This is a genomic window from Acetobacter sp., from assembly GCF_052102375.1.
Classification (GTDB): Bacteria; Pseudomonadota; Alphaproteobacteria; order Acetobacterales; family Acetobacteraceae; genus Acetobacter.
On record NZ_JBQDXI010000001.1, the window covers coordinates 37,751 to 52,956 of the forward strand.

The following is a 15,206-nucleotide window of genomic DNA, read 5'->3' on the forward strand; positions in this document are numbered from 1 at the left end:
GGTTATGTGGCGGCTTATCTGCTTGAAGTTATATGAGCCGGTATCGTAATAATTACGCTGGCATCAGCTTGGAGGTTACACATACTCTCATGGGGATTTCATCCTGCCCGGAGAAGGGGCGGTCTCGTCGTAAATCACTTGAGAGAATCGAGCAGGAAAATGGTGCTCAGCGTCTTTCTCGCTCGCTTGGCCCTCTTCAACTGACAATGCTTGGTGTTGGCTCCACGATTGGAGCAGGTATCTACGTCATGACCGGTACGGCCGCGGCCAATTACGCCGGACCGTCTATTCTGCTTTCGTTTGTTGTAGCTGGCTTGGCTTGCCTGTTTACGGCTCTATCTTATGGGGAGCTGGCATCCGCAATGCCTGTGTCCGGCTCAGCTTACACTTATGCGTATGTCTCCATGGGAGAGGCTTGGGCGTGGGGTGTTGGTTGGCTTCTGTTGTTGGAATACGGCATTTCCTGTGCCGGGGTTGCCGCTGGTTTTTCTGGTTATGCCGTCAGCTTCTTGCAGGACTTTGGTGTTCATATCCCGCATGCACTTAGCACTACAGCTATGCAGGTCGTATTTGATGGTGCGCATAGGCATGTCAGTATGAGTTGGCAGGGGGATGCTATTGGGGCTTTCTCCATTCTTGTTGTGACCGGGCTTCTTATCCTTGGTGTTAAAGAGTCTTTGCGTATCAACACGGCCATTGTGTTTCTAAAAGTTGGTGTGCTTGTTGTTTTTGTTGCACTGGGATTATGGGCTATCCACCCCTCTTACTGGACACCGTTTATCCCAAAATATGAGGGTGGTTTCCGGTATGGGCTGCCGGGCATTTTTCGTGCAGCCTCCATTATATTCTTTGCTTATGTCGGGTTTGAAGCCGTTTCCACAGCATCTTCAGAAGCACGTAACCCACGCAGGGATGTACCCATAGGCATTGTTGTATCTCTGCTCATTTGCACATTGGTCTATATTATTGTTGCTGCCGTATTGATTGGCGTTGTGCCATGGAAAACGCTTGACGTAGCTGATCCTCTTGCAATTGCTGTTAATGCAATGAAGCAACCTTGGTTGGCAGTTTTTGTAAAAATTGGGGCGGTTGTTGGCCTCTGTTCAGTGCTATTTGGTCTTTTATACGCACAAAGCCGCATTTTCTTTGCGATGGCAGAAGATGGTTTGCTTATGCCTATTTTCTGTAATTTGCATCCCAAGTTCAAAACGCCATGGATAGGGACCATTCTGCTGGGGGGCGTCGTGGCGTTTGCGACAGCTTTGCTCCCTATTGATATTATTGGCGATTTGGTCAGCTTAGGTACAGCAACGGCCTTCGGTATTGTCTGTTTTACCGTGATATGGATCCGCAATATTGCGCCAGAGAGCCCTCGTGCCTTTGCTGTGCCGGGTGGGGGCTTCTACATTAAAGGGTTTTGGGTTGGGTATGTGCCGCTGCTCGGTATGATCTTTTGTCTGATAATGGCTGCACCGCTCTTTATAGATATGGCCTTGGCACTCTTTGCCGGAGACCCAGTGCCCGCACTTCTGTTGGCGACATACATTGTTTGCGGATGGGCCTGCTACCGTTTTTACGGTCGCAAGCATTCCCGTTTGGGGCAAGAGTTTAAAGGTGGGGATGTGGCTTAGAGAACGCGGTGTGTCAGTCGTTCATGGGGTAGGATGCCAAAAGGCGCTTTTGCTGGCGCCATAGTCTCACCCCATGCCATAACCCGCTTGTTTTCCATCCGGCCTGACGTTTCTTTGCGCCGATGCGAAAAGTTTCTCCATAATGGAAAAACTGAGTTTTGTAGGCTTCCTTAAGAGTGGTGCGAGAATCCCAGATATGGATTGCCTCTGATCCCACTCCATTAATTTCTATAATCTCAAATTTTTCACCGTTCCTGAGTTCTGCAACGGATTCAAATTTCACATCCACCCTGCCAAAATGAAAATCAGGTATATCCTGCATAATCTCATCAATGCGCTTGGTCAGGGCTGGCGTGATATCTGCTGCGCCATTCCGGAATATGGCGCCTTTGCAATGATTTCCCGTAAAAACCAAGTCAAGGGTTTGCCCTTGTTCAAGAATGTCATGCAGTCGGTGCTGAAGGCGTGGCGTGTACAGGGGAAGGAGTAGGCTGGTCCGCGGGTCCTGTTTTAACAGATCCAGCACGGAGCTGTGTCCATCCCCCGTTAAGGCAGGAATATCTTTGAAGGTGAGGGAGGAAATGATGCCCATGGGGCGATCTGGATGCCGGATGTAGAAAATGCCCGCTTCGTGCCGGTAGGGAATGAGCCTTTGCAGCATGAGCATGGTATTGCGTGGGAAAGCATCCATAATGGCGCAAAGATCATCGTCAGTGTGGGCAAGTTTTACGCCCGTGCCATTACAGCCAACATCCGGTTTTACGACAATAGGGAGGCTCAAGCTCTTTTGAAGCAAGGCCTGCTTTGCGCGCGCATAATCATTCGTGCCGGTTTTAAGGAGAGCGTACGGAGCGATCCACTGCTTCGCAACCGGGCCAGCCATGTCCAGAATACTGCTTTTGCTTTCACCACATAAGCCGCCTGTTTCAATACGCGGGTTGGCGGCGGTTGGCAGGCTGAAATCTCGGTATCGGAGGCCTTGCAGAACCCAGTAAATGACAATTGGGGTGTAGAAAATCCACCCCGGCCAGAACTCGAAGCTTGAGAGAGGCGAGTTGTGTTTGGTGTGCGTGGAAGCGGGTGTGGTGGGTAGTTTGTTCATTGTCACTGTTTCTGCATGCGGGCCGCCAGCCGGCCCATGAGAATAATAACCACCACAAAACCGAGAATGCCAGCCCAGCGCCATGCACCCAAGTGTGACAGGATAAAACTTCCAACCTTCAGTGAAAGCACAAAAAGAGCTGTTGTCCAGATAAGCGTGGCGGCAAGCGTGGCTAACGTAAAGGTGCGCAAACCTGCGTTGAAGAAGCCGCACGCAGTGTAGAGCGGTAGCCGCGTGCCGGGAATAAACCGACTGATGAACACAACCTTGAACAGCTTACCGGTTAGCCATTGACGCTGTGCGTCCCGCTCTGGTGTTTGCACCCAGCGTCTCGCCGGTGGCCATCGGGCAGCCAGAAACCCCAGCCCGTATAATCCGACATCGCCCAGCACGATGCCGATATAAAGAGCGAGTAAGGCCTGTGGCGTGTTTAGAGTATGAAGCTTTACTTGAATGGCGGTCAGGACTGTTGCTGCGTCTTCGAGGATGAATGTTGCAAGAATGACAATGAGCATCTGAGCGAGGGGTGATGATGTGGTGGATGTGAGAAACTGCTCAAGAGAATGCATCATAAGCGTAAAAAACAATCCTTAAGCTTTGTGGAGGAAGCGGGTGTGCAAGCATACACGGTAAGGCTTACGCCTGAGTGACGTAGGACACAACACGCCTGTCGGAGGGCTAATTCAGGCCAGAGTAAGTATGACGGAACAAGAAAATAGGTAGAGCGTCTTTTATAAAAGACGCCTATACAAAAAGAAATGAACCCAAAAACCAACGTAACTGGTCCGTGATGCTTAGAAGAAGAATGCTCGTTTGTGGTGCGGTATCCAGCATGGCTTTGCCAGCGGTTTCCGAAAAAGCTGTTGCAAAGGCTCTTCAAAAAACGCCAGCACCGGCGGCAACACAAAGCTACGAAACTTTTCTGGCTGGTGTGCGGCGTGAGGCCATACAGCAGGGGATGAATGCATCCATAGTGGATGATGCGTTGTCTTTGACCAGGCAGCCGAACGCATCCGTCATTAAAGCGGACCGGCATCAGCCTGAATTCACCATGACATGGGCCAACTACAAAGATCGCGTTATTACCAACAAAAAAATAACGGATGGTCGGGCGGCTGTGGCGAAAAGGCGCTCCATTCTGCGCGCCATCAGCGCAGAGTATGGAGTAGATGAAGCCGCTATTGCAGGAATATGGGGGCTGGAATCTGCTTATGGTGTGAAAACCGGCACATATCATGTGATCGATTCTCTTGCGACGCTGGCTTATGATGGGCGTCGCTCTGCGTTTTTCCGGTCCGAGTTGTTCAAAGCACTCCATATCCTGAATCAGGGGGATATTACGCCAGCAGGTATGTTGGGCAGCTATGCTGGCGCAATGGGGCAGCCGCAGTTTATGCCCAGTGCTTATGAGCGATACGCTGCGAGTTACCCCGCTGGCGGCCGCCGAGATATCTGGACAGACGAGCCCGATGTTTTTGCCTCTATAGCCAATTATCTAGCAAAATGTGGGTGGCATGCAGGAGAGCCATGGGGGGAAGCCGTCCGGGTTCCTGCTTCTTTAACAGTCGGGCAGATAGGGCGCGCAGCGGTAAAGCCTGTGTCTTATTGGGCCGGGGTTGGTGTTCAACCTGTTCTTGGTGGGCAGTTCTCCCACGCCAGTATGAACGGAGCAGTGATATGCCCCGATGGCATGGATGGTGAGGCCTATCTTGTTTACCACAATTTCAACGTGATCCGTCGCTACAATCCCTCCGATTTCTACGCGTTGGGTGTGGGTCTTCTGGGAAGTGCCATAGTGTGAAAAAGGCTGTTCTTTTTTGTTGCTTGGGGGTTGCTGCGTGCTCCCCCCCTGCGCCCAATAAAGTTAAGCCTGCACCGCATTATGTCGTGGGGCAGGCGTGGCAACAGAGCGACGGCGTCTGGGTCTATCCTCGTGAGGATTTTTCTTATCAGGCAACTGGTCTGGCGGTCAGCCAGCCGCAGATGAAGAAGGCAACGCCTCTCACTACTGATGGAGAGGTGCGTAGTGCTGTCAGTATGACGGCAAGCCATCCTACACTTCAACTGCCTGCCATTGTCACAGTGACCAACCTTGAAAACGGCCGGGAGGTCAGGCTACGCATCAATGACCGTGGCCCGGCCCAGTCTGGTCGCATTCTTGGCGTTACGCCAAAGGTGGCGGGTTTGTTGGGGATGGGAGCAGGGCCGGTACGTGTAAGTATCGTCGTGGATGAGCGTGCGAGCCGACATCTGGCGGAGGTGCTTCCCGGTGGTCCGGTGCTGCAAATTAATACAGCGCCTCTGGAAAAAGTTCAGCAGACCCAGTTGACCGGACCCCAGTCACAAACGCCTGTAGGGCAAGGCGCTGCCTTAACGACAGCACAGGATACATCCGGGGCTACGGCGGATGTCTCCCAGTTGCTTGCTGATCTACCTGCAACGTGGCGGCAGGGTATGCCTAAGCCGACACAATTATGGGTTGAGACGACAGATTTTACCTCACGCTATACAGCCGCAAGAGAAGCTGCGCGTGAGGGAGCTACGGTTGTGGCAGCTTTTGTTGGTCAAGAAAAAAAGTGGGCTGTGCGGCATGGCCCTTTTGCGACTATAAGCGAGGCGGATGCGGCCCTGAAGCGTTCTCTTGCTGCTGGTTTGACCGGATCTCATATCGTCGTTGAATAGGAAAGAACGTGCACACTCGCCGGTTTCTTCTTGCAGGGGGCGCTGCCCTTGTTTCCAGTGGTTCTGCTCTCACAGCTTACGCCCGCAAAGGGCATAAAGCCTCGGCGCATCCTGTAGCTGCGGCTGCTGCCCCCCCTGCGGCAGCGTCCACAGTGGCAGAGGCCCCGGCATCTACGCCGGTTGGTCCGGTTGATACTGTTGCGCGCTGGGCTTGTATCCTGGATTATAACAGCGGTGCCACATTGCTGGAAAAAGCAGCAGATGAACGTATGCCACCATCGTCTTTAACAAAGATGATGACAGCGTATGTAACCTTCTCCATGTTGCGTGCTGGCCGCCTGAAGCTGGATCAGGCTTTGCCGGTCAGTGAAAAAGCGTGGCGTATGCAAGGGTCGCGTATGTTTGTGCCCTTGGGGCAGAGCGTGCCGGTTCAGGACCTTATTCAGGGTACGGTTATCCAGTCTGGGAATGATGCCTGCATTGTTCTGGCAGAAGGTATTTCAGGGTCTGAAGAGCAGTTTGTTGCTGTCATGAATGACACGGCAGCAAAGCTTGGTCTGCACAATACACACTTCATGAATGCAACAGGCTGGCCTGCTGATAATCATTACATGAGTGCGCGGGACGTTGCTTATCTGGCGCTTCGCCTGGTTCATGACTTTCCAGAATATTACCATTATTTCTCTGAAAAAGAGTTTTTCTTTAACAAAATCCGTCAGGAAAACCGGAACTCTCTGGTTGTTAAAGGTCTGGCTGACGGTCTCAAGACTGGTCATACAGATGCGGGCGGGTTTGGCCTGTGTGCCTCTGCCCTGCGTGATGGGCGGCGTATTGTTATGGCGTTGAACGGCATGCCCTCTGACCACGTCCGTGCGCGTGAAAGCGAGCGCCTGCTTGGGTGGTCATTTGCCAATTTTGAATCAGCGAAAATTCTCAATAAAGGCGATGTTATAGAGCAGGCTCCCGTGTGGATGGGGCAAAGCCAGACAGTGCCTCTGGTAGTGTCACAGGACCTGACGATGCTGCTGCCGCATGGCTGGCGTAATGGCACACATGTTGCTCTCGATTATCAGGGACCACTGGCGGCTCCGCTCAAGGCAGGCCAATCCGTGGGGCAGGTGACGGTGACATTGCCCGGAGGGCGGCAGGCGTCTCTGCCTGTTGTTGTGGGGCAGGATGTTCCAGCACTCGGCCTGCTTGGTCGGGCTGCGCGCCGGTTGCACCTCTAGATCATGCAGAAAAGTTTATTCGTTACGCTGGAAGGAGGAGAGGGGGTTGGAAAGTCTACTCAACTCAAGCTCCTTCAGTCAGCATTGCAGTCTTTGGGTGTCACTGTTCTGACAACGCGGGAGCCGGGGGGATCCCCCGGCGCTGAAGACCTGCGGCAAGTTTTGCTGTTTGGCAAACATCCGCTCTCACAGCGGTCTGAAATCCTGACACACTTTGCGGCACGGTATGATCACGTTGATCAGGTCATTAACCCCGCGCTGGAAGCAGGCACGGTTGTTGTCTGTGATCGCTTCACAGATTCGACTATGGCTTACCAAGGCTACGGGCGTGCCAATGGGCACGCGGAGACACTGGACCTAATTAACGACTTGCAGGCTCATCTCGGGCGCGACCCAGATCTGACCTTTCTGCTTGAAGCCCCACGAGACGTTGCCCGGCTGCGGTTGGCTGCACGCGGCGCACCGACAGACCGCTATGAGCAGTCAGATGAGGCGTTTCATGCACGCGTGCTGCATGGGTTTCAGACAATAGCCGAACAGAATCCGCGCCGTGTGAAGCGAATTAAGGCGCACGGAGTGTCTCCAGAAGAGATAAATAGCATTATCGTAAAAGAGATTCGCCAGCGTCTTCAGTCGGGTTAGGTCATGCAGCAAGACTCAAGGATTGCTTCTCTTGCCCTTCGGGGGCATCAGGCCGCATCAGGTGTCTTCCGTGCCGCTTTGGCATCAGGGCGCTTGCCACATGCGTGGCTGATTACAGGTGCTCCCGGAATAGGCAAGGCAACATTTGCCTTTCGTCTTGCACGGGCAGTTTTGGGGGGAGAAGACCCTTCAAGCCCGGAAGGACGCCGCATTTCTGCTGCAACGCATGCTGACCTGCTGGTGGTTCAGCGCAGTTACGATGAAAAAAGACAGCGCTACAGAGGCGAGATTGTGGCCGACGATGTCCGGCCTATCACAGCATTCCTGCACCGGACTGCAGCAGAAGGCGGCTGGCGCGTTGTCATAATTGATGGTGCAGAATGGCTCAACCGAAGTGCCGCCAATGCACTGTTGAAAATTCTGGAAGAGCCGCCGCCAAAAGCCGTCTTATTGCTAACATCTTCCGCACCGGGCCGGCTTCTGCCAACGATCAGAAGCCGCTGCCGCCGTTTGGAGCTCGCCCCCCTGAGCACGGAAGATGTTCGGCATATTGTAAGGCAGTTAGCGCCTGATATCGCGGAAGATGAGTTGCAACGGAGTGTGGCCGGAGCACATGGTGCGGTCGGGAGAGCTTTGGCCTTGCTGGCGGACGAAGGGGGCCGGATGGCCGCACTGGTCGAGAAAATTCTTTCCGGGGTTTCTGTCGGCCAGTCTTACGATATTGCTGAAACCGTTTTGCGTAAGGAAGACGGTTTTAATTTATTTTTCAGCCTGTTATCAGACACACTTCAAGAGTGTGCCCGCACAGCGGCCCGAAAGGGAGCAGCTGAAGCTGCCCGTTTTGCTCAGGCTTGGGAGGCCATTATGCGCCTTCAGAGCGAGACGGAACGCTTTAATCTCGATAAACAGGAAACTCTTCTCGAAGCCATGACCATCGCGAGTAAAGCATGACCGCCCATTTTTATGTTACGACCCCCATCTATTATGTGAATGGTGCGCCCCATATCGGGCATGCTTACACGTCTGTCGCCGCGGATGTTCTGGCGCGTTTCCATCGCCTGTCGGGGCATGATGTTTTTTTTCTGACAGGTACTGATGAACACGGTCAGAAAGTAGAACAGGCTGCCCAGACAGCAGGTGTTGAGCCAAAAGCTTTTGTTGACACCATCTCTGCCAATTTTCGGGATATGGCAGACAGCATGGCCATATCCTACGATGACTTCATTCGTACGACCGAGCCCCGGCATATTAAATCAGCTCAAGCCCTGTGGGAAAAAGTTGCAGAAAGCGGTGCAATTTATCTTGGGGCCTATGAAGGTTGGTATGCGCTACGGGATGAGTGTTTCTATGGTGAGGATGAACTTGTTTCTGATGCACAGGGCAATAAGGTGGCACCTACAGGTGCGCCTGTAGAGTGGGTGAAGGAGCCTTCCTACTTCTTTAAGCTATCTGACTATCAGGATAAGCTGCTTGCTCTCTACGAGGCACACCCAGAATTTCTAGGTCCGACAGGAGCTCGACGGGAAATCATCAGTTTCGTCAAGCAGGGGCTGCGGGACCTTTCAGTCAGCCGCACCAGCTTCAAATGGGGCATCCCCGTTCCGGGTGACGAAGCACATGTGATGTATGTATGGTTCGATGCTCTGGCAAACTATCTGAGTGCGCTGGACTATCCGAATACAGACGCACCCAAAGCTGCTTTTTGGCCAGCGAGCCTGCATTTGGTTGGTAAAGATATTGCGCGCTTCCATGCCGTGTATTGGCCAGCTTTCCTGATGGCTGCTGGCATTGACGTGCCTAAGAAGATTTTTGCGAATGGCTGGTGGACCGTAGAGGGCCAGAAAATGAGCAAATCTTTGGGGAATGTCGTTGACCCGCGCGATCTTGTTAAAGAATTCGGACTGGATGCCGTACGCTTCTTTCTGTTGCGTGAAGTGCCGTTTGGTGGGGATAGTGACCTGTCACGCAAGTCCCTGATCATGCGGAACAACGTTGAGTTGGCCAATGACCTTGGCAATCTTTGTCAGCGCACCCTGTCTTTGGTCGCACGTAACTGCGGCGGTGTTGTCCCAGAACGCCGCACTCTGACGGACGAAGACAGCCAGATACTCGGTCAGGCTGCCCTTCTGCCGTCTCTTATGGCAACGCAAATGGAACGTTGTGCTCTGACAGACGCGCTGGAAGATGTCTGGAAGGTTATTCGTGCCGGTAATGCGTATATTGACCATCAGGCTCCCTGGGCTCTTAAGAAGACCGACCCAGAGCGGATGAGCGATGTGCTGCGTGTATTGCTGGATGTTCTGCGGGGTGTGGCAATCGTCTTGCAGCCGTTCATGCCGCATAGCATGGAGCGCATGTTAACTCAGCTTGGTGTGACAGACAGTGAACGCAGTTTTGCCGCTCTGGAAACGCTCTTGCCCGCCGGGCGTGAACTCCCTGCGCCGCAAGGTATTTTCCCACGCTATGTTGAAGAACAGACTGCCTGAGGCTTAAGAACGTGATTATGCAAAAGGGTCTGATCGACTCACATTGCCATCTTGATCATTTCACGGATGAAGAAATCCCTGCTCTGCTGGCAGCCGCCAAGGCTGCCGGGGTGGCAGGAATGGTGACGATCGGTACCCGTCTGGCCCGTGCCCATCAGCAAAAAGCCTTAACGCGCCATTCAAGCCCTGATGTGCGTGTGTGGTGTACAGTTGGCACCCATCCAGACCATGTGGAAGAAGAGCCTCTCCCGTCAGTCGAAACTATCGTCGAGATAGCGCAAGCGCCTGAAGTGGTTGGGATAGGTGAGAGCGGTCTGGATTATTTTCATGGTATGGAAGCTGTTCGTCCGCTTCAGCAGGAAAGCTTTCGCAGGCATATTGGGGCTGCGCGAGAGTTGAATGTCCCCATTATTATTCATGCCCGGCAAGCAGATGAAGATGTCGCGCGTATCTTGCAGGAAGAAATGGCAAAGGGGCCTTTCCCTATTCTGCTTCATTGTTTTGCATCAAGTGCTGCTTTGGCGCAAAGCGTGGTTGAGTTGGGTGGTTATGTCAGTTTTTCCGGCATTGCGACATTTCCCAAATGTGGTGAGTTTCGGGACGTCGCGCGTGAATTGCCGTTAGAGCGTATTCTGGTGGAAACAGACTCGCCTTATCTTGCTCCGGTTCCAAAGCGGGGCAAGCGTAACGAGCCAGCTTATGTGGCTTATACGGCGTCCTGTCTTGCGCAGGAGCGGGGACAAAGCTTGGAAGATTTCACGCAAGCGACAACGGATAATTTCTTCAGGTTATTCAGAAAGGCTGCCTGATAGCAGCACGGAGTGCTTATGAGAGTCACCATTCTTGGGTGCGGTGGGTCTGCTGGTGTGCCCATGCTTGGGGGCGAAGATGGCCACGGTATGTGGGGCAATTGCGACCCGTCTGAACCAAGAAACCGTAGAAGCCGGGCCTCTATTTTTTTGGAAATGCCAAATGGGGAGAATATTCTGGTTGATACCGGGCCGGATATTCGTGCGCAGTTGTTGGCAAACGGTATAACTCAGTTCCGTTCTATTTTTTACACGCATGCACATGCGGACCATATTGCAGGTCTTGATGAAGTAAGGGGTATCAATCGGATTATAAAAGGTCCGATCACCGCGTATGGTTGCCCAGATGTTCTTGCGGAAATACAGACCCGATTTGATTATGTGTTCAAGCCATGGACCGGGCCGAGCTTTTTTAGAGCTATAGTGGAAACATGTCCGTTACCACTGGCCGGGCAATGCGAAATGGCGGGCCACACGTTCACCATATTCCAGCAAGGCCACGGACGTATCATGTCAAGCGGACTGCGCTACGGTGGTTTTGCCTACAGCACAGATGCGGTTGAGTTGGATGATGCAGCCTTGGCCGCTCTGACAGGTGTAGAAACCTGGGTAGTTGACTGTTTTCAGAGAGAGCCACATTGCGCCCATGCTTGGCTGGGGCGTGTGCTTGAATGGCAGCAGATACTACAACCCAAGCGTATTATTCTGACTCATATGGGTACGGATATGGATTGGCAGTGGATGCTCGACAACTTGCCAGACGGTATTGAGCCCGCATGGGACGGGATGACGTTTGCGGTAACCTGAATGCAGCGCGTAGGAAGAGATGGCCGTAGGAGACCTACGGCCACTCTGTAATATCAACGGCTCATCAGGACCGTTAGGTCAGCATGTTCAAGCACATGGCGGGTAACGCCGCCTAAAATGAGCTGACGTAGGCGAGAATGGGAGTAAGCGCCCATTGCCAGCATGTCCGCATCAAAGTCTTTACACGCAGCAATCAGGCCTTTGCCCACATCGCGGTCAACTGGGCTGAACGCAACAGCATCGGCCTTGATACCGTGCAGGGCAAGATAATCCACAACATCGCGCGCTTTTGGCCCACGGCGCTGATAGTCCTCACAATGCAGAACACGGACTGCTTCCGCAGTGAGCGCCCAAGCAAGCGCCCCACGGAGGGCGGAAGAGGATTCTGCTGTGCCGTTCCATCCGATACACACGCGCTTGATGAGCCCCTTAGGCGGGGTCTGAGGGGCAATGACGACAGGGCGGCCACTGTCAAACAAGACGGCATGTAAAGTTTCGGAAGAAGATACATCCTCACCTGAGTCTGGGTGAGGCACTAGGGTAAAGTCAGATAAACGTGCGTGAGAGGGAATAATCTCACTTTCTGCACCAGAAAGAATGTTAAAGCTCATGCTTGGCGTGTCCCACGGGAAAGGGGCACGCGGCGGTACAACTTCTATGTCTGTATGCGTCGCGGCAAAGCGTTCAAACAGCTTGCGTACCTCATGCGCGTGATGCGCGCTTTCATGTTCTGCGGAGCGCATAAGGTCTTCAACCATGGCGCCAGACAGGCCTTCGCCAGCCATGGGGGCAATGTCCCGACCATCGGGGCGCACGTGCAGCACAGCAAGATGCGCACCAAAGCGCTTTGCGAAATTATATCCCCGTGTCAGGGCTGCTTCAGCATTTGAAACGCTCGGCAAGGGAAGCAGAATTTTTCTTACGTCTTTCATTGTATTTTCCCCTTAATCAATAACGATACGCTGAGATAAACTTTTACGGATACAGGCGCGTTGCCGACCATGATGCCTGATCGGCCGTCCATCGTGCACGATCATGCAGGCGGTAGGGCCGCTCCTGCCAGAACTCAAAAGCAGTAGGGGTAACGCGGTATCCAGACCAATTGGCCGGACGCGGGATCTCTCCTTGAGGGTAACGTGCTTCCGCCTCCTTAACGCGGGCTTCAAATATCGCTCGGTCAGGCAAAGGGCGTGACTGTTCTGACGCTATGGCGCCCAAGCGCGATATGCGGCTACGACTCGCAAAATAAGCGTCAGCTTCTTCTGTCGTCACCGGGCTGACCGTACCTTCAATACGAATTTGCCTGCGAAGGCTCTTCCAGTGGAACAGAAGGGAAACATGCGGGTTTTCAGCCAGCTCTTCTCCCTTGCGGCTCTGCTGGTTTGTGTAGAAAACAAACCCTCTGCGGTCAGCGCCCTTCAAAAGTACAATCCGTGCTGAAGGGTGACCGTCAGGCGTGCTGGTTGCCAGCGTCATGGCGTTTGGGTCGGAGGGCTCGGTTTTTTCTGCTTCACCCATCCATCTGGAGAACAGAACAAAAGGATCAGCTGCCAGATCAATCAGGGTCTTGTTATGATCCATCTCGTGCAGGTGGGAAGGGGAATGCTCAGTCATACCTCAGGTCTTTCCAACGTCCGAGCTGCCGTTAAGAAGCAGCCCTTTGCCTACGCAGCATATCCCTAACACCTGACAAAGGGGAGTGGTTGCCTAAGCAAGGGTTCACAAATTGTGGGAGGCGCAACTCTATCATGCCTGCACTGCGGCTATAAATGGCGTAAATCTGTCAGTTTTCCGGGGTAAAAGGGGTAGGGGTCTTGTCTCAATCGCTGTGGTATGCGACCAACCCCTGAAGTTCTTTATATTCATGTTTCATGTCAGATCAGCGCGAGGTTCGCACATGTCGTCTCAGGACACCACATTACCAGTCCGTGGAACACTCATGCAGGGCAAACGAGGCTTGGTGATGGGTGTTGCCAATGACCGTTCTATTGCTTGGGGTATTGCAAGTGCCGTTGCTGCTCAGGGTGGTGAGTTAGCGTTTACTTATCAGGGGGAGGCCTTGGGTAAACGGGTACAGCCTTTGGCAGAAAGCGTTGGGTCGTCTCTCGTCCTTCCCTGTGACGTATCCAACGATGCTGAAATTGACGCAGTGTTCGAGCGCCTTGAGCAGGAATGGGGTGAAATAGATTTTGTTGTTCACGCTATTGGGTGGGCAGACAAAAAATATCTGCGTGGACGGTATGTTGACACCCCACGTGATGCCTTTCTGACAGCGCTTGATATTTCCTGTTATTCTTTCACTGCCGTAGCGCAGCGTGCTGCAAAGCTGATGAAAAAAGGTGGCTCACTCCTGACCTTGAGCTATCTTGGCGCGGAACGTGTTATGCCGCATTACAATGTGATGGGTGTAGCAAAGGCCGCTCTGGAGGCTTCAGTGCGCTATATGGCTGCTGACCTTGGTAAAGATGCTATCCGTGTGAATGCTATTTCAGCCGGGCCTATTAAAACCCTTGCCGCAAGCGGTATTGGGGATTTCCGGTATATTCTGAAATGGAACCAGTATAACGCGCCTCTGGAACGCAATGTGGCGTTGGAAGAAGTGGGCGGTGCCGGGCTGTACATGCTGTCTGACCTCTCGGCCGGTGTAACGGGTGAGGTGCACCATGTTGATAGCGGGTACCATACAGTTGGTATGAAAAACCCGACAGCGCCTGATATTTCCGTCGTCGGGGAATAAGGGAACTACCGTGTCTTACAACAGCTTCGGTCACCTGTTTCGTGTAACCACATGGGGAGAAAGCCACGGGCCTGCTATCGGCTGTGTAGTTGATGGCTGTCCGCCGCGCCTCCCCCTGACCGAAGCTGACATTCAACCGTTCCTTGACCGTCGCAGGCCCGGACAGTCTGCTTTTACCACGCAGCGGAGGGAACCGGACGCAGTACGTATTCTCTCCGGTGTGTTTGAAGGGCAAACAACGGGTACTCCTATTTCCCTTGTTATCGAGAATACGGATCAGAGATCCCGCGATTACGGGGACATAGCCCAGACTTACAGACCCGGTCATGCTGACCTGACGTATGACCTGAAATACGGTATTCGTGATTACCGGGGTGGAGGGCGTTCTTCTGCACGGGAGACAGCTTGCCGGGTAGCAGCTGGAGCTGTTGCGCGCAAAATACTGGGTGACGGTATCCGTATTCGTGGTGCGCTGGTTCAGCTTGGCCCCCATAAAATTGATCGTGCGCAGTGGGACTGGGATGAGGTGGAGCGTAACCCCTTTTTCTGCCCAGATGCCAAAAGCGTGCCTATGTGGGAGGACTATCTTGCCGGTATTCGGAAAGACGGTCTTTCTATCGGCGCAGTCATAGAACTGGTTGCTGAAAATGTGCCAGCTGGGCTGGGGGCACCTATTTATGGCAAGCTGGATTCAGACCTCGCCGCGGCTCTTATGAGTATCAATGCTGTCAAAGGTGTTGAAATTGGTGATGGTTTTGCTTCAGCAGAACTGACTGGCGTGCAAAATGCAGACCCGCTTTTTATGCGGGATGGTCACGTGGGTTTTGGCGCTAATCATGCAGGCGGTATCTTAGGTGGTATTTCCAGTGGGCAGCCAGTTGTGGCCCGCTTTGCCGTCAAACCGACCAGTTCAATGTTGACACCCGTGCCTTCCATCACCAGTGCCGGTGAGGAAAGGGACGTTATTACCAAAGGTCGGCATGATCCATGCGTAGGGATACGCGCCGTGCCTGTTGGGGAAGCAATGATGGCCTGCGTATTGGCAGACCATCTTTTGCGCCATAGAGGGCAGGTGGGCTAG

Annotated in this window: 15 protein-coding genes; 11 read left to right on the forward strand and 4 right to left on the reverse strand. The window is 53.2% G+C overall.

What is annotated here, in order from left to right; translation table 11 throughout:
* The first annotated feature begins 89 nt into the window (after window positions 1-89).
* A complete protein-coding gene (locus ACTIDN_RS00260; protein WP_441375575.1) occupies window positions 90-1,631 on the forward strand; it encodes an amino acid permease in 1,542 nt (513 codons plus the stop codon).
* A 13-nt stretch (window positions 1,632-1,644) separates the two neighbouring features.
* On the opposite strand, the gene ACTIDN_RS00265 is transcribed toward ACTIDN_RS00260, so the two are convergent.
* Window positions 1,645-2,733, reverse strand: a complete 1,089-nt coding sequence (locus ACTIDN_RS00265) for a D-alanine--D-alanine ligase (protein ID WP_441375576.1) — start codon at window positions 2,731-2,733, stop codon at window positions 1,645-1,647.
* A gap of 2 nt (window positions 2,734-2,735) precedes the next feature.
* Window positions 2,736-3,305: a DedA family protein gene (locus ACTIDN_RS00270; protein WP_441375577.1), complete on the reverse strand. Its 570-nt coding sequence runs from the start codon at window positions 3,303-3,305 to the stop codon at window positions 2,736-2,738.
* 218 nt (window positions 3,306-3,523) lie between these two features.
* Between ACTIDN_RS00270 and ACTIDN_RS00275 the strand changes: the two genes are divergently transcribed.
* From ACTIDN_RS00275 to ACTIDN_RS00310, 8 genes are read left to right on the forward strand one after another with little or no spacing between them, the layout of a single operon-like run.
* Window positions 3,524-4,534: a lytic murein transglycosylase gene (locus ACTIDN_RS00275; protein ID WP_441375578.1), complete on the forward strand. Its 1,011-nt coding sequence runs from the start codon at window positions 3,524-3,526 to the stop codon at window positions 4,532-4,534.
* Window positions 4,531-5,415, forward strand: coding sequence for a septal ring lytic transglycosylase RlpA family protein (locus ACTIDN_RS00280; protein ID WP_441375579.1), 885 nt, complete (start codon window positions 4,531-4,533; stop codon window positions 5,413-5,415). Before ACTIDN_RS00275 ends, ACTIDN_RS00280 begins: the two co-directional genes overlap by 4 nt.
* An 8-nt stretch (window positions 5,416-5,423) precedes the next feature.
* Entirely contained in the window at window positions 5,424-6,644 is a 1,221-nt protein-coding gene (locus tag ACTIDN_RS00285) for a D-alanyl-D-alanine carboxypeptidase family protein (protein WP_441375580.1), read from the forward strand.
* A 3-nt stretch (window positions 6,645-6,647) separates the two neighbouring features.
* Window positions 6,648-7,286, forward strand: coding sequence for a dTMP kinase (tmk, locus tag ACTIDN_RS00290; protein ID WP_441375581.1), 639 nt, complete (start codon window positions 6,648-6,650; stop codon window positions 7,284-7,286).
* Between the two features lie 3 nt (window positions 7,287-7,289).
* Window positions 7,290-8,237: a DNA polymerase III subunit delta' gene (locus ACTIDN_RS00295; protein ID WP_441375582.1), complete on the forward strand. Its 948-nt coding sequence runs from the start codon at window positions 7,290-7,292 to the stop codon at window positions 8,235-8,237.
* The gene (gene metG, locus ACTIDN_RS00300) at window positions 8,234-9,772 is read left to right on the forward strand and encodes a methionine--tRNA ligase (protein ID WP_441375583.1); all 1,539 of its coding nucleotides are present in this window, start codon (window positions 8,234-8,236) and stop codon (window positions 9,770-9,772) included. The genes ACTIDN_RS00295 and metG overlap by 4 nt, the downstream gene beginning before the upstream one ends.
* A gap of 17 nt (window positions 9,773-9,789) precedes the next feature.
* Window positions 9,790-10,581 carry a TatD family hydrolase gene (locus ACTIDN_RS00305; protein ID WP_441375683.1) on the forward strand — a complete coding sequence of 264 codons (792 nt, stop codon included), beginning with the start codon at window positions 9,790-9,792 and terminating at the stop codon, window positions 10,579-10,581.
* 18 nt (window positions 10,582-10,599) lie between these two features.
* Entirely contained in the window at window positions 10,600-11,388 is a 789-nt protein-coding gene (locus ACTIDN_RS00310) for an MBL fold metallo-hydrolase (RefSeq protein WP_441375584.1), read from the forward strand.
* Between the two features lie 53 nt (window positions 11,389-11,441).
* On the opposite strand, the gene ACTIDN_RS00315 is transcribed toward ACTIDN_RS00310, so the two are convergent.
* Both ACTIDN_RS00315 and pdxH read right to left on the reverse strand, forming a co-directional pair.
* Window positions 11,442-12,320: a universal stress protein gene (locus tag ACTIDN_RS00315; RefSeq protein WP_415507421.1), complete on the reverse strand. Its 879-nt coding sequence runs from the start codon at window positions 12,318-12,320 to the stop codon at window positions 11,442-11,444.
* Window positions 12,321-12,363: 43 nt separating this feature from the next.
* The gene (gene pdxH, locus ACTIDN_RS00320) at window positions 12,364-13,002 is read right to left on the reverse strand and encodes a pyridoxamine 5'-phosphate oxidase (protein ID WP_441375585.1); all 639 of its coding nucleotides are present in this window, start codon (window positions 13,000-13,002) and stop codon (window positions 12,364-12,366) included.
* 283 nt (window positions 13,003-13,285) lie between these two features.
* On the opposite strand from pdxH, the gene fabI reads away from it, so the two are divergent.
* The gene (fabI, locus tag ACTIDN_RS00325) at window positions 13,286-14,125 is read left to right on the forward strand and encodes an enoyl-ACP reductase FabI (RefSeq protein WP_441375586.1); all 840 of its coding nucleotides are present in this window, start codon (window positions 13,286-13,288) and stop codon (window positions 14,123-14,125) included.
* A gap of 10 nt (window positions 14,126-14,135) precedes the next feature.
* Window positions 14,136-15,206, forward strand: a complete 1,071-nt coding sequence (aroC, locus tag ACTIDN_RS00330) for a chorismate synthase (protein WP_441375587.1) — start codon at window positions 14,136-14,138, stop codon at window positions 15,204-15,206.

Coding starts and splice junctions, on each gene's coding strand:
- ACTIDN_RS00260 (WP_441375575.1), top strand. CDS start 90: ATGGGGATTTCATCCTGCCCGGAGAAGGGGCGGTCTCGTCGTAAATCA.
- ACTIDN_RS00265 (WP_441375576.1), bottom strand. CDS start 2,733: ATGAACAAACTACCCACCACACCCGCTTCCACGCACACCAAACACAAC.
- ACTIDN_RS00270 (WP_441375577.1), bottom strand. CDS start 3,305: ATGATGCATTCTCTTGAGCAGTTTCTCACATCCACCACATCATCACCC.
- ACTIDN_RS00275 (WP_441375578.1), top strand. CDS start 3,524: ATGCTTAGAAGAAGAATGCTCGTTTGTGGTGCGGTATCCAGCATGGCT.
- tmk (WP_441375581.1), top strand. CDS start 6,648: ATGCAGAAAAGTTTATTCGTTACGCTGGAAGGAGGAGAGGGGGTTGGA.
- ACTIDN_RS00295 (WP_441375582.1), top strand. CDS start 7,290: ATGCAGCAAGACTCAAGGATTGCTTCTCTTGCCCTTCGGGGGCATCAG.
- metG (WP_441375583.1), top strand. CDS start 8,234: ATGACCGCCCATTTTTATGTTACGACCCCCATCTATTATGTGAATGGT.
- ACTIDN_RS00305 (WP_441375683.1), top strand. CDS start 9,790: ATGCAAAAGGGTCTGATCGACTCACATTGCCATCTTGATCATTTCACG.
- ACTIDN_RS00310 (WP_441375584.1), top strand. CDS start 10,600: ATGAGAGTCACCATTCTTGGGTGCGGTGGGTCTGCTGGTGTGCCCATG.
- ACTIDN_RS00315 (WP_415507421.1), bottom strand. CDS start 12,320: ATGAAAGACGTAAGAAAAATTCTGCTTCCCTTGCCGAGCGTTTCAAAT.
- pdxH (WP_441375585.1), bottom strand. CDS start 13,002: ATGACTGAGCATTCCCCTTCCCACCTGCACGAGATGGATCATAACAAG.
- fabI (WP_441375586.1), top strand. CDS start 13,286: ATGTCGTCTCAGGACACCACATTACCAGTCCGTGGAACACTCATGCAG.